Annotated in this window: 11 protein-coding genes; all 11 read right to left on the bottom strand. The window is 46.0% G+C overall.

The features are described from left to right. Nucleotides 1-15: 15 nt before the first annotated feature. The 11 genes from E5331_RS13315 to E5331_RS13270 all read right to left on the bottom strand — a co-directional run bounded on the left by E5331_RS13315 (nucleotide 16) and on the right by E5331_RS13270 (nucleotide 20,944). Entirely contained in the window at nucleotides 16-3,018 is a 3,003-nt protein-coding gene (locus E5331_RS13315; RefSeq protein WP_135985350.1) for a SusC/RagA family TonB-linked outer membrane protein, read from the bottom strand. A 198-nt stretch (nucleotides 3,019-3,216) separates the two neighbouring features. Beyond that, entirely contained in the window at nucleotides 3,217-4,980 is a 1,764-nt protein-coding gene (locus E5331_RS13310) for a DUF6377 domain-containing protein (RefSeq protein WP_135985348.1), read from the bottom strand. Nucleotides 4,981-5,293: 313 nt separating this feature from the next. Further along, nucleotides 5,294-5,422, bottom strand: coding sequence for a hypothetical protein (locus tag E5331_RS20760; protein ID WP_275441210.1), 129 nt, complete (start codon nucleotides 5,420-5,422; stop codon nucleotides 5,294-5,296). Between the two features lie 532 nt (nucleotides 5,423-5,954). Continuing rightward, on the bottom strand, nucleotides 5,955-6,866 hold the full coding sequence (locus E5331_RS13305) for a virulence RhuM family protein (protein ID WP_123481534.1): 912 nt from the start codon (nucleotides 6,864-6,866) through the stop codon (nucleotides 5,955-5,957). 655 nt (nucleotides 6,867-7,521) lie between these two features. Beyond that, complete coding sequence (locus E5331_RS13300) at nucleotides 7,522-8,664, bottom strand: ATP-binding protein (protein ID WP_135985346.1); 1,143 nt, start codon at nucleotides 8,662-8,664, stop codon at nucleotides 7,522-7,524. A gap of 1,374 nt (nucleotides 8,665-10,038) precedes the next feature. Further along, nucleotides 10,039-11,076, bottom strand: coding sequence for a glycoside hydrolase family 43 protein (locus tag E5331_RS13295; RefSeq protein WP_169477676.1), 1,038 nt, complete (start codon nucleotides 11,074-11,076; stop codon nucleotides 10,039-10,041). Between the two features lie 177 nt (nucleotides 11,077-11,253). Continuing rightward, a complete protein-coding gene (locus E5331_RS13290) occupies nucleotides 11,254-13,791 on the bottom strand; it encodes a glycosyl hydrolase family 8 (protein ID WP_136013262.1) in 2,538 nt (845 codons plus the stop codon). A gap of 26 nt (nucleotides 13,792-13,817) precedes the next feature. Further along, nucleotides 13,818-15,224: a family 43 glycosylhydrolase gene (locus tag E5331_RS13285; RefSeq protein ID WP_275441218.1), complete on the bottom strand. Its 1,407-nt coding sequence runs from the start codon at nucleotides 15,222-15,224 to the stop codon at nucleotides 13,818-13,820. 43 nt (nucleotides 15,225-15,267) lie between these two features. Next, nucleotides 15,268-16,017, bottom strand: coding sequence for an acetylxylan esterase (locus E5331_RS13280; protein ID WP_123481538.1), 750 nt, complete (start codon nucleotides 16,015-16,017; stop codon nucleotides 15,268-15,270). 102 nt (nucleotides 16,018-16,119) lie between these two features. After that, entirely contained in the window at nucleotides 16,120-17,790 is a 1,671-nt protein-coding gene (locus E5331_RS13275; protein WP_123481539.1) for a RagB/SusD family nutrient uptake outer membrane protein, read from the bottom strand. Between the two features lie 31 nt (nucleotides 17,791-17,821). Beyond that, nucleotides 17,822-20,944, bottom strand: coding sequence for a SusC/RagA family TonB-linked outer membrane protein (locus E5331_RS13270; protein ID WP_275441209.1), 3,123 nt, complete (start codon nucleotides 20,942-20,944; stop codon nucleotides 17,822-17,824). Nucleotides 20,945-21,307 lie beyond the last annotated feature (363 nt).

Below are 21,307 nucleotides of genomic sequence, written 5' to 3'. Positions count from 1 at the left end.
CTGATTTTGTTGTGATTAGAAATTGACGGAAAGTCCGATGTTGAATACTCTTGACGGTGGGAAACTTGAATAGTCAATACCGTCGATACCAACCTCCGGGTCAAGACCCTTATAACCCGTGATTGTAGCCACATTCTCACATGAAACAAGAATCCTCGCATTCTCAAAATTGATACGCTTCAACCATTTGTCGGGGAAATTATAGGCAAGAGTCACGTTCTTCAGACGCAGATAGCTTCCGTTCTCCACCCATCTGTCACTTATGCGGTTATTGCCGTTAGGATCTGCCCATACTGCACGCGGCATACTGTTGGAAGTGCCTTCGCCATACCATCTGTTGGCTGTGGATGCCGCCTGATTGTAGGCTGCCGACATGCTCTCCATCACCGAACGCGTGCGATTGTATATCTTATTGCCAGCAACTCCCTGAAGATATATCGAGAGTTCAAAACCTTTGTAGGTTAGGCGGTTATTCACAGAGAAGAGCCATGTCGGGTTGGGGTTTCCGATAACCGTGCGGTCATTCTCATTGATTATGCCGTCGTTGTTGAGATCGCGGAAACGTATGTCGCCGGCTTCCGCACCCGGCTGCACGGCATGCGCCTTAACCTCATCCGCATTCTGGAATATTCCGTCAGTGACGTATCCGTAGAACACGTTGATTGGATAGTCAGCCGCAAGCATCGTGGCATACGCACCGCCAAACTGATTGCGCCATAGCGGGGTGTCGCTGTTGAGGTCGATGATCTTGTTCTTGTTGTAGGTGACGTTAAGGTCTGTCTCCCAACCGAGTTCTCCGGTAAGATTTACAGAACTTGCAGAAAGTTCCCATCCTATGTTGCGCACCTTTCCGGCGTTGGTATAGGTGTCAAACGTATCTTCAAATCCGGTGGTGATCGGGAAAGCCGCCTTCACGAGCATCTGCTTCGTATTCTTGATATATCCGTCAAGGCTGACGTTGATACGCGAATTAAAGAAAGAGAGGTCAACACCTGCATTGAATTGCTCAATCTCCTCCCAATGTATGCCGGAATTGGCAAGCACCTGAGAATAGAGGGCAGACTGCTCGGCATTGTCGAGAGTGGTGCCGAAGGGATAGAGAAGAGTGACGAGGGTCTGGATGTAATCGTAGTTGCCAACCGATGCCTGGCTACCGGTCTTACCCCATCCGAGACGCAATTTAAGATCATTGAGTGCGATATCCTGCGGGAAGAAACTCTCTGATGAAATCTTCCATGCTGCCGACATTGAGGGGAATGTGCCCCAGCGGTTTGACGGACCGAAACGGCTTGAACCGTCACGACGCACCGTAGCTGTCAGGAAATATCTGTTGTCAAAATCATAATTCGCACGTGCCATATAGGAGAGCAATGCCCACTCACTTTGTGATCCGTCGAGATTATATATCTTCTCACCATTTGTAAGCTGATGCACAGTGTCAAAGAGGAAGCCGTTCATCTGTCCGTTCATCCAATAGGCATGATTCCACTGAGCCGACATACCTGCCATCACGTTAAGTGAATTTTTGCCGAACTTATGGTCAAACGTAAAATAGTTATCCCAAAGATATGTGAAGTTTCTGTTGGAGCTATTATATTGTGTGCTCTCCTCCACAGGGGTGGGTTTCCAATTGTACTTGGGAGAGAAACTGTCGTCAAACCAGAATTTGCCATCAAAACCGAACAGAGATCTGAACTGTAGCCATTCCGGCACAAGCGTGATATCCGCTGCAATGTTAGCAAGGAAATTATAGCCATTGGTTGAGCTGCGGTACATATCGTTGGAGCCAACCGGGTTGCGCACGCTGCCATACCATTCTGAATTACCATCCGGACCACTCCATTCGCCATCCTCATCCTTTACAGGGAATGTAGGGAGTGCACGCATGGCATCCCACATGCTATATGAGCCCTGTTTCTTTATATCGGCACTGAAAAGCAGATTATTTGAAAGTTTCAGCCAGCTCTTCAGTTTCACGTCATTGTTAGCCTGAAATGTGAAACGACGGTAGTTAACGTGATCCACCACACCTGACTGGTTGAGGAAACCTGCCGAGAAATAATAATGAGCCTTGTCATTACCTCCGGAGTAGCTGACGTTGTAGTTCTGCATCACACCCGTGCGCAGCAACTCGTCAACCCAGTTTGTAGAGGCGGTAAGTGATGAAGGATCCGCCCATGCGGGATTCGTATTATGTCCGGCTTCAGAAAGCATGTCATTGCTGAGTGAGGCATATCCGGCGGCATCCAGCAGACTCATCTTCTTGGATACATTAGAGAATGCCACATTTGCCGATACGGATAAGCGAGAAGTGCCTGCGACACCTTTACGCGTAGTGATCATCACTACGCCATTCGCACCGCGTGAACCGTAGATTGCAGTGGCGGAAGCATCCTTCAGCACGTCAAGACGCTCTATATCCTGTGGGTTTATTGCATTCAACCCAAGATCGGTAGGCACACCGTCGATCACCACAAGTGGATCGGAATTGTTGATTGATCCGAGACCGCGCACCTTTATGGTAACGTTATCACCCGGTTTCTCACCACCCACGATATTGACACCGGCAATCTTTCCTTGCAGTGCCTGACCGACGTTATTCACCGGCACATCCTTTATATCCTTGCCGCCGATTGACCCTACAGCACCTGTAAGGTCGCTCTTCTTCATGGTGCCATATCCCACCACGACAAGCTCGTCAAGAAGTTCTGCACTCTCGGTCATGGTCACGTTTATCACCGACCGGCCCTCAATCGCTATGCTCTGTGTGGTGTAGCCCACATACGAGAATTTAAGCATTCCGAGAGCATCCGCCGTGATTGAATAGTTACCGTCAAGATCGGTGGAGGTGCCGTTGGCAGTACCCTCCGCCATGACTGTTGCACCGATAATCGGTTCTCCTGAGGCATCGGTCACTGTGCCCGACACACTGATCTGCTGAGCATGCGCAAGACCGCCGCATATAAATGCCAAGGTCAGCAGAAAGGAAATTTTCCATGATTGTTTCTGGGGTTTCATAATATTAATTTGTTAAGTATCTCATGATCGATTTTGAGTTACCGCAAAATTATATAATGAACCATCCCCCGTCAACGCCAGTGATTTAAAAAGTAGTGACAGAAGCCGATTTTATAAAATCAAAATACTGATTAACAATCCAATAATAATAAACAATGCCTTTAAATATATAGTGTTTGGAGAGTGATTAATGAGCTTTCAGAGGGTATTTTTTGCATCCTTTGCAAGACCGATTTTCATAACTTCAGCCTCAAGTGCAGCCCTTTCGTTCCTTGCCTTGTTGCGCACCCGCGTACGATAGTTATAGATGGTGGTAAGCGAGTAATGGAGGAACTTCGCAATCTTGTCGCTATCTGTTATGCCCAGACGGATAAGAGCGAATATCCTCAACTCTGTAGAGAGTGCCCCCTCCCTCTTCGGCACAATCCTCTCCTCATCAAGAAGCAACTTGTTGAAATCCTCCACAAAGGTAGGGAACAGTTTGAGGAATGTGGAATCAAAATCAGCATAGAAATTTTTAAGACACACATCAAGGATCTCAGTTGATTTCAGCTTATCCTTTACATCGGCAAGCTTACCGGTTCCGGCAAGTTTCAGCAGTGACTTTCGATATGAATCAAGATTGTCGATATACGACATGCACTCCTCCATATATCTGCCGATATAGAATTCCTTCAGACTGGAGTTCTCTGCAATCTCCTTATACGCGCAGCTGAGTTTCCTGTTCGCCTCACTCAATCCGGCAATCGCCTCGTTGAGACGGCTGTTGCTCTCGCTCAATTTGACATTCGCCACACTCAGATTCTCATTTGAAGTCATCAACTCCTCATTCAGACTATTGAGCTTATCATTTGCAACCGCTAAATCTGATCGCGATTTGGAGATAACCTTCATCTGTTTCCACACGTAGACCAGCGTCACGACCACGACAAGCGACAGAAACGTTATTATCCATAACGCCACCATCAATGAATGTTGCTGCTTCTTGATCTTATCGACGTAGATTCCCGAAATCTCCGGATAAGCCCCGTTGAGTTCCACGATTCTCTGGCGGGCATTGCATTTTGTGGCATCATCCATCGCGATATTCATGAATCTGTATGCCCTTTCCAGATCCCCCTCCTTATACAGCAACAATGCAAGATGGCGCAATGACACATATTCCCTGACGGCAGCCTTCAGATCACCGATAGAGGATATGATCAGTTGCTCCTTCTGGTTCTCCGCATCATTAAGATACCTGTAAGATTCTGCCAATGTCCACGCGCATATAGCCTTCTCATGTTCGGAAAGATCATTCTTCGACATGAAGTCATTCATGGTCTCCACTGCCTTATCATACTGCCCGAAAGAATTATATTTATCAGCTTTCGTGATTATATATGCCAACGAAGCCGGGTCATTGACCGACATCACGGAATCACGGTAGGAATTTGTAAGGGCGTTATACTCTGCCCTTATTGTTGAGAATGCCGCGAAATCACCAAGATTACCGGCAAGTGTACGCCTCGTATAGAAATAATGTGGCAGCAGATAATCGGGAAGGATAGCCGCATCAATAGAGTTTACAATCGACATAGCCTCATGATACATCCCCACTGCCGACAATACATTCGCCTGATTCATTCTGGCATTTGCCACAAACACTGGATTACCGATCTTTCGTGCCACATTCTCCCTTTGAAGAGAATAATAATAAGCGGAATCCGTATTATATGGTTTATAAGTGTCAAACAGATTTCCGAGCAATTCATATCTGACGGAATCATCAGTAGCAGCTTTCAGATCCCTCTTCAATGTGGCGATATGGCTTTCCCTAAGACGCGAGAAATTCTCCCGGTCAGCGACCACACTGTCAAGTTTATTCATAAGAGAGTCAATTCTAAGGCTACTGACAGCGTATGCTTCCTGACAAAGAAATGAAAGCATCACCATCACATATATATACACTTTCTTAGGCACAGGCTGAATCATTTAAGATGATGACAAATACAATGAAGTCACATAAACTCCATTGCAAATTTAGCAAACAAAATCAAATCCACAAAAAACAATCACACCAATCCGACGAAGACACTCACCACTCACCACTCCTCACCATCCCCCGTCCCATCTTCCCGTTTCGCTTGTTTCGCTTGTTTCACCTGTATCGCCCGTTTCACTTGTTTCGCCCCGAAACGACCGAAACGACCGAAACACCGAAACAAGCGATACGGGTATTGACAAAAAGCCGGCTCATCTATCAAATATGATGAGCCAACTTTTCAGAGTAAGATCACCAATCTTCAGATGGACCCCATTCCCATGGAAGTTTACCGAATGTGACCTGAACTCCATTGTCCCATCGGAAGCTATACACCTTTCTGACATCCGGTCTTGGGGTCACACCCTTCTCCTTAATCATTCCACATGATATTTGCACTAAGAAATAAAAGAATCAAAAGAAATTTATTAATTGAAGTTGTCTAAACTCCATTTTCAGATATCTAAAACAAAAATAATTTCTTTCATTTCCTTTTTTTCTTAGTGCAATCTTCTGTATCGCTTGTATCGGTTTGTATTGGTTTGTATCGGTGTATCAGTACCGATACAAGTGAAACAAGTGAAACAAGCGAAACAAGCAGGACCCGACAGCGGGGAATGGGTATAGTCAGTTTCAAAATAACATATCCATAAGATTCCCCGGATTTAACTTTGCAGCATCAAACAGTGCGCTGCGCTTCGCGCAATGTAACAATGCGCTTTGCGCAAGGTTACAAGTAATAGGTGACAGGTAACACGTTACAGGCAGAAAGTCTTCATTCCCATAAAAAGGGATGAAGAGACCCGTCGTATATAAAAGTAACCTTTTATATTTCTGCAATATCAGTCGCTATAACTCGCTATTAAACCACTCTGTTTTCGTTTCCGACGTGATGGAGGGAATGGAAATAGAATCAAAGATTATTGAGGATAATATCCGGCTTCATTTCCATTTTTGAAAAGGCAAAGAGCTTTCTGCCGAGGTCTTTGATTGAGGCTCCGATATGATACAGTTCATCGTCCACTATCAGGAAGCGGTCGTGAATATTTGCAGCGGTCTTCACATCAATCGCCGGATACTGCCGATTGTGACGCTCTATGTCTAATCGGAACTGTCTGGAAATACTGTGGGTATAAATCATGGCATTCACTCCATCCGTTCTCTTGTCAAGCAATATCAAGACGGATTCATCAACATAGTTGTCAATCAGCACAAGCCGCTTTCGCGCTGATTTAACAAGACCGCTGGCAAATACATGGGCATCAAAAATCTGCCCGTTGAAGAATATGCCCTCTACGGGTGGGACAGATGTACGCACAAAGAAATCTACCTTATCTGAAAGTTGGTTAAGTCGCTTATCATATTCCATAAATCTATTATCCATTCGACTTCCCATATAAAAAAGCCGTTGGTTAACGCTATAACCACGTAACAAATATTCTTTCAGCACCTTGTTTGCCCATTGCCTGAACACCGTGGCATTTTTGCTATTGACACGGTATCCAACAGAAAGAATGGCATCCAGATTATAAAACTTTGTCTTGTATGTTTTTCCATCTGACGCAGTATATTCCAAAATGGAATGAACTGAATTTTCATCCAGCTCTCCACTCTCAAATATATTCTTCAAGTGTTTGGATATTGCAGGTTGCTTTACTCCAAACAAATCGGCAATCTGTTGTTGGGTCAACCACACCGTTTCATTCTCCAATCTGACCTCCAGTTTCACTGTAGAATCGGGCTGATATATTATGATCTCATTGTCGGCATTTGAAACTTTATTTGGGACTGTTTCAAGAGCATTGGGCTTATAGTTCTCCTGCATTACTATATTGCTTGGTTTAGATAATGCAAAGTTAGCTAAAATATCCGACAATTCAGTTATTTACGCTGATTTATCGGATATTATACTCGCCATGATACCTCTCTTAATTCTTTAGACCCTACCTTTCAAAAATGGACATATCCAATTAGAGGTTCCCTACGCACCATACACCCGGCATCATCGTCCGGGATAGACCCTGAATTTTCAAGTCATTAGGCTTATTTTTTTGAATTCCACTAAGAAATAAAAGAATCAAAAGAAATTTATTAATTGAAGTTGTCTAAACTTCATTTTTAGATATCTAAAACAAAAATAATTTCTTTCATTTCCTTTTTTTCTTAGTGCAATCTTCTGTATCGCTTGTATCGGTTTGTATCGGTGTATCAGTACCGATACAAGCGATACAAACCGATACAAGTGAATCAGTAGGACCTGACAGAATCGGGGTATGGGTATAGTCAGTTTCAAAATAACATATCCATAAGATTCCCCTGATTTAACTTTGCAGCATCAAACAGTGCGCTGCGCTTTGCGCAAGGTTACAAGTAATAGGTGACAGGAAACACGTTACAGGCAGAAAGTCTTCATTCCCATAAAAAGGGATGAAGAGACCCGTCGTATATAAGAATTCATCTTATATCCTACTTGTTATATTCTACTTGCTGACTTTCCAATCAGAAATCAACATCAGGAAACCCTCTTCTACTTCCTTGTTGGGGATGCCTAATGTGTATAGGCTGTCTGACGGATTGTATGATTTGATTGTAAGATAACCAGTCTGGTAGAGTAATGCTATGGGATGAGGATTGTCAAGGTCGAGTCCTTTCAATGCCTCTATGCTGCAACATGGGTGCAACAATGATTCCAAATCTACGTTAAAACGGGTCAGTTGATCTTTCAAAATGGTCGGTTGTCCGGATTCAATCCAGTAATTTCCATATTGCTCAGAATCTATCACGTTTAATAAGGAATAAGGATTGTATATATCCTTCCCCTTGTTGGCGAAACGATAGCCGTCATAACGATGCTTCAATTCATTGCACGCCTTTTCAAAAGATTGTCCGTTGGCTTCCGCCAAGTTCTTGATTCCGGGAGTGAACACGTCTAACAATTCCTCTCCGGAGATTCCACAAATATCGCTGAATCTGTTGTCGAATGATATATCTTTGATATTGTTAAGACCGGAAAATACGCTCAGTTTTCCAAACCGACTGACACCGGTGATAAAAACCAATTCAATGAAATCTGCACAACTTTTAAAGTTGGCATAGAATGCTGCAAGGTCTGACCGGAATCGCTCAAATCCATCCTTATCCGAGAGATGTCCTACCAACGGTTTGTCATATTCATCCACCAATATCACTACACGTTTACCGGTAGTATTATACGCTGAGTGTATTACATTTGTAAATCTGCTGGCAATACTTCCGGCAATACGCTTAACTCCATATTTCTCCTCCCATCGTTCAAGGTGATTTTCCAACAATATACTCAATGATTCCGGGGAATCATAGTTGACAACATTTAGGTCAATGTATAAAACCGGATACGGTTCCCATTCCCAATCAATAGAATCGATATATAGACCTTCAAAAAGATGCCGTTTACCTTCATAGAAGCACTTCAGAGTTGACAGAAAGAGACTTTTACCGAATCTACGTGGGCGAGCAAGGAAGTAATATTGGCTACCCTCCAATATCTCCTCAATGAAACGGGTTTTGTCAACATAGACGTAACCCTTATCACGAAGCACCTCAAAAGATTGCTGTCCTATCGGGTATTTCTCTCTTCTTGTCATATCATATCTATTTAGGGAATTTTTATCACATATTCATGTTAAGTAATCTTCCACAAAGATAATTAATTCTACTGAATTATCTGCAATGAATACGTGAGTTTCAATTTTTCACCACATAGAAGTGCCCAATACCTCTCTATCTCTAACCACACCCTTGAATCGCTTGAATCCGACAGAACCGGAGGATAATAATATCTTCTATAGTGAATCCGTTAGCAAGAATCTCCGGAGGGATATATGCGTGATGCCCTCATAGTCTTTGGGAGTGGATATGGGATCCATGGAAACCACATACTTGGGATAATTGTCTTGTATCTTCACCAAGTTCCCAAATTCTCGTTCAATATAAGAATTTTTATTAATCATACCAAATAAAATCGCTTCGCAACATAATTTTATTAATCATACCAAATAAAATCCGCTTCCTCAAGTTCTTATTCCATGTCGGGTTTTCAATTCGCGTAGGTGCCTTCAATCTTATCACAGACTTATGTTACAAAGATAATTAATTCTACTGAATTATCTGCAATGAATACGTGAGTTTCAATTTTTCACCACATAGAAGTGCCCAATACCTCTCTATCTCTAACCACACCCTTGAATCGCTTGAATCCGACAGAACCGGAGGATAATAATATCTTCTATAGTGAATCCGTTAGCAAGAATCTCCGGAGGGATATATGCGTGATGCCCTCATAGTCTTTGGGAGTGGATATGGGATCCATGGAAACCACATACTTGGGATAATTGTCTTGTATCTTCACCAAGTTCCCAAATTCTCGTTCAATATAAGAATTTTTATTAATCATACCAAATAAAATCGCTTCGCAACATAATTTTATTAATCATACCAAATAAAATCCGCTTCCTCAAGTTCTTATTCCATGTCGGGTTTTCAATTCGCGTAGGTGCCTTCAATCTTATCACAGACTTATGTTACAAAGATAATTAATTCTACTGAATTATCTGCAATGAATACGTGAGTTTCAATTTTTCACCACATAGAAGTGCCCAATACCTCCCTCACCCACACTTGAATCACACATGATATTTGCACTAAGAAATAAAAGAATCAAAAGAAATTTATTAATTTTCAAATATTTAAAACAAAAAAAATAATTTCTTTCATTTCCTTTTTTTTCTTAGTGTGATATTCCGTTTCGCTTGTTTCGCTGTTTCGCTTGTATCGGTTTGTTTCGCTTGTATCGGTTTGTTTCGCTTGTATCGGGGTGAAACAAGCGATACAGACCGATACAAACGATACGTATTTACAGAAAGCCGGCTCATCTTTTCTGATAGATGAACCGGCTTTTCAGGGTAAGGCTACCTTTTCTGAGGGATGCCTTATTATGAGAGGTGTCTTGTAGGGCGGGGTTACTTGCCGGAGGTCTGGCGCACGGGTAGCATCAGTCCGTCGGCGTCGTAGCGAAGGGTGTCGACGCATACTGAACGACGTCCGATTGCTCCTTTGTGTCCGTCTATCTCCTGCGACGCGTTATGGTAGAAGAGATACCATTCTCCGTTAAACTCTATGATTCCCGGATGAATCGTGAAACTGTTTTCTGCCGGTCCGGTCAATTCTCCACGAGGTGTCCATGGACCTTTCATAGAGGGTGCGGTAGCGTAAGATATTGTCTCCTGTCCTTTTCCAATGGAGGCATACGTCAGATAGTAGATGTCGCCTTTCTTATGAAGCCACGGTCCCTCCACATAACGGGGAAGGTCGATCACCTCTATCTCCCCGTCTATCTCTGTCATGTTGGGTTTGAGTTTTGCAAGGAAACATGTGCCGTTGCCCCAGCAGAGCCATGCGTCGTCGCCGTCAATCAGCACTGTCGGGTCAATGTCGTTCCACCATCCACGTGCACCATTGTCTGTCATATCGTCGCTTACAAGAGGCTTACCAATCGCATCCTTAAACGGACCTGTGGGAGAGTCGCTGACTGCCACACCGACACATTTGCCTACATACGGCTCACCACCCTGTGCTGTGGTGTAATAGTAAAACTTGCCATCCTTCTCAACCACCTGTGAAGCCCAAGCCTCACCTACAGCCCATTTGAAGTCGGTGGGTTTCAACACACTGCCGTGGTCTGTCCATGTCTTCATATCATCGGTGGAATAGCATAGCCACTCCGTGATATTAAACTCCTTGCCACCGGAAGCCGTGTCCTGACCCTCATAATACTCGTCATGCCCTACATAGAGATACAAACGACCATCATGCACCATCGGGGCAGGGTCTGCCGTAAATTTATCACGAACCAGAGGATTGCCGGCAAATACAAATGTCTTTACCGAATCCGTAGTCTCCTCCACCTGTTGTTCCTTCTGAGAGCCTTTACCTCCGCATGCAGCCGACGAAATCATCAGCAATATCGAGAACGCTCCCAACACTTTATAATGTTTCATATATTAATATAATTTAGTTAGATCTGTGTCATTAACTGAAGTTTCGCAAGCTACACTTCAGTGGTTGATAGTTTATAGTTTAAGGTTTAAGATTCACGGGAATCCTCGAATCTTTTCAATTATACAAAATTCAATGACAATAAACCATAAACTTTAAACCTTAAACCATTTAAGTTATTAATTTGATTCCGGGAAAATGATTCTGTAGTTTCCGCTCAGGTGCATAAATGAGAAAAGGCGCAGCAAACCATCATAGTATGCATCGAAATAACCGTCGTCATACGGCTCATGGCGTGCATTCCACAATTTCTGAGCAAACTCATAACCTTTCATGTCGGTCGATACCAGAGAGGCTGCGGCAGCTGTCGACACAAGTCCGAGCGAATGACGCAACTTCTTATACTCCCCTGCTCCGAGAATCTCCTTCACGTCTGTGCCATCCACGTTATATTGGTCGACATACTCATCTATCCCTTTGGAGTAAAGGAAATCATGCAACCGCTCCACATATCCGCGTTGCCAGTCGCGGTCGGCACATGACCATGAATAATCCAACGCCACATTCATCGGCACACGCCATGAGTCAAACCGGAAAGCATCCCCTATCGGCATATTCCTTCCCAACAGAGAGCCGTCGTAATTGCTGTAGTCGGGGGTAAGACCCGTAGAGGGATGCGTGCAGTCATGAAGATACCGGCGACTCTTATCTGCACATTCCTTCCAGAACTTTGACCGTCCGTCGCCAAGCCATTCCGCCCACACCTCATAGAATGCCGGGACGTGGTAGGAGGGATCGGTGAACCTGCCTCCCCAACGGTCAGGTGTAAACGTTATCAACTTGTGCTCAAGATTAATCAACGGCACGGCATTATCCTTACCAGCCTTCAGCATTGAATTATCCACTATATCGCGTGCGGCAGCAAGATAGTCAATCCCGGTGTCATTACCCCATCGGTTTGAGGCAAACACCAATGCCGTCACGAAATAAAGTTCGCCGTCTGAGGCAGAACCATGGGCATTACGTGTGCCGTCGGGTTTACAGCTCCATGCAAAATACCCCTTGTTGTCGCCATCATCATGACGCATGTAGCGACGCGTCCATCTCCACAGACGGTCGAATATATCCTTCCGGTCGAGCTGAACAGCCGCCATCATGCCGTAAGACATACCTTCGGTGCGCACATCCTTATTCTTCAGGTCGCTGACATAGCCCATGCTGTCGCCTACCTCAAAATATATTCGGTTCTTGCCAAAGAATAGCTCATTGAAAATATCGTCAAGACGTCTATCTATCTCCTTAGGGTCATAACCCATCTCGGCAAACAGATTACGATATGCCCCGGTTTGAAATGCACCCTCCGTCAACGGCATTGCATCGAAACCTATCCAATCCACCTCAACGTCATTTCCATCGGCGAGCTCCACGTATAGATCGTGGATTCCACCAGAAGGGGCACCGTTGACCGACTCAGAAATCTCCATCCAACCGCCACCCGCCGGCACCTTGATATCGCCGATAACGTTTTCGGTGGAAAGACCGTCAGCCAATATCCTGAGCACTCCCCCTTTAGCCGAGCGCACATTCGCCATGACACGTTGGGCAGGACGCTCACCGAAATCAACTGAATTATATCTCACCCATGAGCCTTTTTTTCCGATCCTTACCTTCCATCCGTCGAAAGGATTACTCTTGTCAAGGAAATCAACCGACACGCCTTTCTTCGACACGTCGGAATAACGGTCTACCTGAATCCTGCTGCGGGCATCGCTCACGCCAACTCCACGCAGTGTAGGCGTCACCTTGCGTATCGTGCCGTCTGGATTGAAACTGAGAGTGTCAATACGTGTTGAGCGGCGCTTATCGAAGTCAGGGGAATAATCATTGTGATGATAGAAGAGATACCATTCTCCATCATACTCCACTATGGAGTGATGATTAGTCCAGCAGCCGGAAGGGGATTCATCCATGATTATACCCTTGAACTCAAACGGACCGAGGGGTGAATCGCTCATAGCGTAGGCAAGAGTCTCCGTCTTCTTTCTCACCCAAGGGAAAGTGAAGTAATATTTCCCCTCACGCTTGAATACGAATGGTCCCTCCTTGAATCCTTCTGGCAAGCCCTCTATCATGACGGGCTCGGAAGAGAGCTGCATCATATTGTCGGCAAGCTGAGCCCCCTTCATCCCCATTCCCGACCAATATATATAGCTTTTACCATCATCATCAACAAGCACACAGGGATCAATGCCCATTATCCCCTCTATCGGACGGGGCATCGCCATGAAGGGACCCTCTGGCTTATCACCGACAGCCACACCGACTTTGAATCCCCTCTCCTCACCGGCAGGAGCCGCCGGGAAATAGAAATAGTAACGACCGTCTTTCTCAACACAGTCAGGTGCCCACATGGCATACGAATCCGGCTTGACCCAAGGCACACGGTTTTGTGACACTATCACCCCATGGTCAGTCCAATTCGTCAGGTTATCAGAGGAGAACACGTGATAATCCTCCATGCAGAACCATTCCTTCAGCTCATCTATCGGACTCTCTATGTCGTGCGACGGATACAGGTACATCCTCCCGTTAAACACGCGTGCGGTAGGGTCGGCAGTGAACTGCCCCTTTATAATCGGGTTCTGTCCAACTGCCGTACCCATCGACACAACAACCATAAAAACCGAGGATAATATCCTCTTAAACAATCCTTTCATTATTTGATTTCAGGTTAGAGTATTTCTTATCTAACGTGGAAACTCCACTTGGAATTATCACTATCCATATCAAAATGTCCGAGAGTGGGTGTGCTGTCGGCAGTAGCCACAAGAGCAAGCTGCTCATCAGTGCCCGGCACCACCTTCGGCATTATGCGGTAAGTGCCGTCGGTCAGCTGCTCTATGCGCCACAACTGTTCGGGGGCACCGGTAAACTCCGGTACAGCCACAACCTCGGCATCGGCAGTAGCTGCAAGAGCCCTGTGCGTACCCTCGATCTCAATCTTATAATATTGTCCGCCAAGATACCCACCAGCCTCCGGCACGGCAGTGATTGTCCATTTCTGGTGCGGGCGGAACATGTAGTCGCCTGTTCTCACGGCAATCTCACCTTCGGGCCATGTGGAGATCACCTCCTCGAGAGTCTGTGATTTCAACGGCTCCAACGGTTCCTTAGGCTCCTCCCAAAACGGCACACGCGGAGCATCCATCCTGACAAAATCCACAGCCAGCTCAAGGGCATACCCACGTCGTTCCGACTCAATCTCGTATGTGCCCTCCTTCAAAAGCTCACCTGCCACGGGCCAATCATTCTTCCAGAGCAGAGGACGTATGGCAAGGACGCTTCTGCCGCCACGGTCAAAGTCAGCCTCATAATGGAACGACATCTTCTCCACTCCGTCATCCTCTATGTAGCGACCGAAATGACCCGGACCGGTATTGCGGTCGCCGGCAGCTATCACCATCTTTCCTCCACCTTTCAGCATGTCGCGCCCAATATTATCGAGATACGGACCCGTAACGTTGCGCGAACGCCCCACCACGATATTATACGTAGAGTTGGGACCGTCGCAGCAGGTGCCATGAGTGCCGAGAAGATAATACCATCCGTCGCGATATATTAGATCGGTAGCCTCGCAATCTATCGCCACATCTACCGGCTCATTACCCTCCACGCGCTTACCCGTGGCAGGGTCGAGCTCCACGATACGGATAAAACCGAAATACGTGCCGTAAGAGAGCCACAAGCGTCCGGTAGTCGGGTCGAGCAGCAATCCGGCATCAATAGCATCGCAATCCTCATCATCGAGCGAACGCGCCACCTCTACCGGCTCCGTAAACTTGAAGTCGGGCGAGTCAGGGTCAAGAGTCTTGTTCCACATCGTCAGCACCTGACCTGCATGACCGCCGCCCAGACCACCACCGGTGGCACTGTATGCCACAAGATAACGGTCGCCTATCTTTATCGCATCTGGTGCGGCACCCCCGCCGGGGCGTACCGCGCCGCTTCTCCACGTCCAGCCGTCGTCAGATATCAGGCCACCTCTTCCGGTGCCAAACGTATAGTATTTCCCGTCGCACTTCACGATCGTCGATGGGTCGTGGATATATGGTGCGCCATCCAGGGCAAATGTAGGGATAGCGGATGCCATTGCCAGAAATCCGCCCAATAATATTCTTCTATTCATCTTCGCTTTACTGATAACTGATTGTGAAATTGTCTACCGGTCTGCCTGACTCATCCATAAACCTGGCACAGAAATCGCTCATGCCCGGACCATTGATGACCGCACACCATATCGTGTTTTTCCCCTTTTTCAAAGTAAGACGCTTTGAAGCACCGTCATCCGCCACCATACGCCGGTCGCCGGAAAGGGTAAGCACCTCTTCCCCGTTTATCCACCATCTTGAAGCGGAATTAGAACCGGCGGAGAGACGCACATTCTCAATATCCTCATCACAATTTATTGTAGTGACGGCGAAGAAGATTATGCCATACACAGGCTTCTTCAGTGCAGCCGAGAAACGATACAGCTTGTAGTTATCCAGCTTGCTGTCGAGAGCATGCCATTTCAGTTTCTTACCGTTGACCTTGACGGATGCCCCGTTTTTAGGGGGCAACTGAAGCTGCCCCTTGAAATACTCCGTCGAGAATACATCGTCAAGATAACTGTCGGTAAACACTGCGTTCGAACGGTTGGGTTTCTCGATAGGCTCCAGCACACTCCATCGGCGGATAAATCCTGTGCTATCGGGAGAAATAAGAGGCGTCGTGCCCTCTTCAAAATAATCGGAGAGATATGTGGGCGTCTGTATCACGTAGTCCTGTCTCACGGGAGGGAACTCCGGTGGAGTCGGCGTAGAGCTCTCCTGCGCATCTGCCAGCGCCACCCCGGAAATCAACAGCGATACTGCCGTGATATTCTTAAAAATTTGAGATTTCATAAAAATCAGTTGTATTATCACAAATAAGAAGTTCCCCTCAGGAGCACGTGGCTCAAGAAGGGAACCTCCCTTATATTAAATTACCTACTTCCCTATTGTCTCTTATTCACCGCTGGGATTTTGCTTCAGATTCGGGTTGATCGAAGTGGCATCATACGGGAAGGGGAAATATTCATGTTTCCCTTTGATGAATCCGGAGCGTCCCTGGTTAGGATTAGAGTATTCCACGTATATCCTGTGTTTCGGCTCCCCTTTTGTGAAGAACGCGTCGTAGGTAGACGGGATATTCTTACCGTTGTTGACAACGCCATCGGTGTCGCCCCATCTTACCATATCGGGGAAACGCACACCCTCGATCCACATCTCATAACCCTTCTCGTTCTTCACCTCATCAAGAGTGAGCTGAGATGAGATATGAGCTGATCCGGCACGTTTCTGAATAGCCTGCAGATATTGCAGACCATCGTTATCGCCAGTCACGGCACAAGCCTCGGCATACATCAGAAGCACCTCTGCATAACGGAAGATCGTCAGGTTCTTGAAACCATACCAACCCTTCTCATTATCCTCCGGCCAAGCCACAATCTTGTTTGCAAAATATCCACCGAAGCCATACAGACCTGTAGCATCCTTGATGCCGATCTGATCACTTGTCTCACGCTGTTCGCGGGTAAGACCCTGAGCACCGTTCCAATCCATCTCATAGAGGAACTCATCGGGAGTGAGGAAAGTAGCCTTACGACGCGGAGAATCGCCATCGTTAGCAAGCATCCTTTCAGCAAAGTCCTCACGGATTGAGTGTCCGCCCCAGCCATCTGTGCCTATAAATGAGGGTCGGGAAGCCAGCTTGTCGGTACGCCAGTTCCAGAACTGTATCCACATCCACGACGTGCGCTGAATCTTGTTTGACCAGTCCCCGATATTCGGATTCTCCAGACAGTTCGCCTGGAATATCATCTCCTCACAGAGATCGCCTGAAGCATGGAACAGGTTCGCCCAACGATCAGTAGGCACGAGTTCATATTTATTGGAAGAGATCACCTGCTTTAGATCCTTCTTGGCATTCTCATAATCCTCCATAAAGAGACGCGCCTTTCCGGCAAGAGTCAATGCAAGACCTTTAGTCACCTTGGAAGCACCCACCTTATCGGATGGATCAGTACGCTCATCAAGATCCGCAACAGATTCCTCAGCCTCTTTTGCACACCATTCAAGAAGAGCCTTGTGACCGCCTTCAAAGTTTGTCGGCTTGGTATCCGGGGGGAGGATATGATCCACGAGCGGCGGACAATCCCAACCTATGGCAAGCGTGAAGTGTGCCCACGCACGTAATACACGCGCCTCAGCTCTCACGCGACGTTTCACATCTGTGTCGTCAGCCACATGGTCAAGGATGAGGTTGGCATCGTAGATCACGGCATACAATCCCCAGTAAGAGTGCTTTATCACCTCGTTCTGCGAATCATAGCGGAATTCATTTATCTGAGCGGCAAAGTCATTGTCGCCATACATGTTGCCTGCGGCAAGCATGTCGTCGCCCGCCTCGTTGAAGAGTACCGGAAGCGCGACATATATACCATGTGTTCCTACTCCCGCAATGTTAAGACAGAACGACTGATAGAGGTTGTTGCAGGCATTCTGTGCATCATCATCGGTATTATAGAAATCCTTGACGGCAATGACGCCCTTCTGATCTATGTCGAGACGATCCTCACATCCTCCCATGAAGAGAGTCGCGCCTAATCCTATAAGGGAAAACAATATCTTTTTCATGTTGTCTTTTTTTCTTTTTAATATTACTTGATCAGAATCCGATAGTGGCACCGAAAGTCACCTTCTTCATTGTCGGATAAGAACCTATGTCATATCCGGCAGCGCCATTGTTGGACGTTGTGGCAGTCTCGGGATCCATACCGGGATATTTAGAGAATGTGAAGAAATCATCCAGAGATACGAAGAACCTCAGATCCTTGATAAAGGCTTTTCTTGTAAGCTCTTTAGGCACGGTGTAGCCGAGCTGTATCTGCTTGATCTTGAAGTATGAGCCATTGAACATGGATGCGCTTGAACTCCAGAAATTGCGGTCGTGAGCCACCTGACCCACCTCCGGCATCTTGGCATTATGATTGTCGGCAGTCCATGCATTATCCATATAGTATTTCAAAGAGTTTCGCATCGGGGTGTCGGCACGGTAAAGCACGTTGTAGATCTTGTTGCCGGCAACGCCTGTACCGAACACTGTCAGGTCTAAGCCTTTCCAAGCAAGATTAAGAGTAACGCCGTATGTGACCTTCGGAATTGCCGAGCCTATGTCGGTCATATCCTCCTCTGTCAGCTCTGATGAAGATACGATATTACCTGCACCATTACGGAACATTGGGGCACCTGTCTCCTTATTTACGCCGGCGTAGTCATACGCACGGAAATACCATATCGAGTGACCTCTCTCCATAGCACTGCTGACCATGTTGTTGGTGCCGTCTACACCACCCTTTGCAGTGATTATGCGAGCAATGTCATCATAAAGATAAGTGACCCTGTTGCGGAGAGTTGACATATTGGCTGACACACTGTAGCTGAAATCACCGATATTGTCACGCCAGCCGAGTTCAAGCTCGAAACCACGGTTGTTGATCTTACCGGCATTGATGGTGGTGGTATTGGAGTAAACCTCCGGAACCGGATTGATCTGGATAAGAAGGTCGTTAGTGTTCTTGTTGTAGTAGTCAAGACCGGCAGTGAGTCGACCGTCAAGGAATCTCATGTCGATACCCAAGTCGAACTGCTCGGAAGTTTCCCATCTCAGGTCGGGGTTAGCAAGACCTGTAGGATACGATCCATAATACTGGTTGGGATTATCTCCATACTGATACCATGCGCTGTTGTAGCTGATCGGCGATACGTAGGGATAATTGTTCAACACATTGATATTACCATTCTTACCCCAAGAACCACGTATTTTCAGGAAGGACATCACGGATGGATTCACATTGTCGCGGAAGAATGCCTCGTTAGATGTGGTCCAACCCACAGACACAGAAGGGAATTTACCCCAACGTTTGTTAGCGGGAAGTTTGGAAGTGTCGAATGCATCGGCACGGAAGTTAAATTGTACGTTGTAGCGGTTGTCGTAGGCATACATGACACGTCCGAAGTATGAGAGACTTGTTGCAAGTCCGATGATATTGCCAATGCTCTTCGTCGTGGTCTCTGCGGAATTCACGAAATCAAGATACTGGAAGAGAGGACCGTCGCCGTTCAGAATCTTGCTGCCACCGGTGCCTTTTGCAGAAGCCGATACGTTGTCGGTCTTTGTCTGTGTAAATGACATACCGATCATGGCACCAATATCATGCTTCCCGAAAGAATTGTTATAGTTGATGAAGTTTTCCCACTGATAGTAGTATCCATTGTTTGCAGCAGCCGAGATCTCATAGTCAGTTGCCTTTGCCTGACCGTTCATATAATATGGTTCCGCATAATTGTGGCTGTTGTGCTGCGAGATACGATAAGAGAAACGGGAAGTCAGCACAAGACCTTTCAACGGCATCAAGTCAAGGAAACCTGTGCCTCTGACAGTGAATCCGGAGTTCTTCTGATTGTTGCGGTCAAGTTGGAGGATAGGGTTGCCGTTGTCGTCAGTCTGGAATTTTGAAGTGGCATAATATTTACCATTGGGAGCAATCTTAATCATGGAGGGATCAGCCTCATACTGAGTCATCATGTCGGCAGTGAAATCTTTCGTGCTCTCCCAGTATACCGGTGTCAGAGGGTCAAGAAGCAGAGCCGGGGCAAGCATTGAGCCGTATGCACTCTGCTGGGTGATGCTGCGGGTGTGCCATCTCTCGATAGAGGTGTTGGTGCCCACCTTGATCCAATCATAAAGTTTATATTCCGCATTGAGCTGTGCGGTCAGTCGGGAATAGGTATCCTTCTTCCCCTTCACGATACCGTCATTGTCAATATAATTGATTGAGGTGAAGAAATTACCCTTCTCGTTTCCACCTTGGAAAATCACAGAATGTTGTGTAGCCCAGCTGGGTTCGAACACTTCTTTAATCCAGTCGGTCTCAGCCGGATTATCATAATTCACGCCATTGTCAGAGCAGAGTTTCTTCATGTCGTAGCCGGATAGTTCCTTATAACGGATCCAATCCTTCGCGCCGAAGATTTCGGGAGTCTTACCAAGACGCTGGTTGATAGCCTTGAAAGAATATATCACTCTCGGCTGTCCGTCGCGCACGTTACCATTCTTTGTAGTGATGAGAATCACACCGTTACCCGCCTCGGCACCATATATGGCAGCGGAAGCGGCATCCTTCAGCACCTCCATAGATTCGATCATAGAGGGGTCGAGATACTGAATATTGTCTACCTTAAGACCGTCTACAATCAACAACGGACCGAGCTGTCCGGAGTTGGATGAGTAACCACGTATACGGATTTTTGCACCCTCACCCGGAGCACCGGATGAATTGAGCACCTGCACGCCTGAAGCCTTTCCCTGAAGAGCAGCACCGGCATCAGTAGTGGCAAGACCTTTTATATCATTTGCAGATACGGAGGAGATGGATCCGGTCACATCACTCTTCTTCTGCACGCCGTAACCCACGACCACGAGTTCTTCAAGCTCCTTGTTGTCTTCTCTCATCACAACATTAATATGATCCTGCGAGCCAACAACAATCGTCTGCGGGGCATATCCCACATAAGAGAATACAAGCGAAGATTTAGGGTTAACTTTGATAGAGAAGTTGCCGTCAAGATCGGTAATCGTGCCGTTTGATGTGCCTTTCTCTACAATACTTACGCCAATCAACGGTTCCTGATTGGCATCTTTCACTGTTCCGGTCAGTGTTTTAGTTTGAGCCGAAACACCTATGAATACAAACAGCATACATAGGAAAATCGTTACATGTTTTATCATGCGCATCAATTTTGTTAGGTTAAATTATGTGTTGGTTTTTTGGCACAAAAGTATGCCACACGAATCCGAGCAATGTTTAATTTTAGATATTTTTTAATTTATTTTACAATTTGAAATGCTTTTGATACATATTTGAAAGCCAAAATGGGGATAATATAATATATGTAACCTCCTTTTATTGATTTTTAAACCTGCAATTTATGATTATATATAATGGTCACATTTCAGGATTTCACTAAATTTAGCAATATACCAAATTTTGATATAAAAATTTCAAATTATTATATCCGTCGCCATTCTTTATTATTGAAGTTGTCTAAACTATTTTGATTTGTGAATTTTTTTAAGGAAAATAACGATGAA

Origin of the sequence: Lepagella muris, from assembly GCF_004793975.1 — a bacterium.
GTDB classification, from domain to species: domain Bacteria; phylum Bacteroidota; class Bacteroidia; order Bacteroidales; family Muribaculaceae; genus Lepagella; species Lepagella muris.
This window is presented reverse-complemented; position numbering and strand designations above follow the sequence as displayed.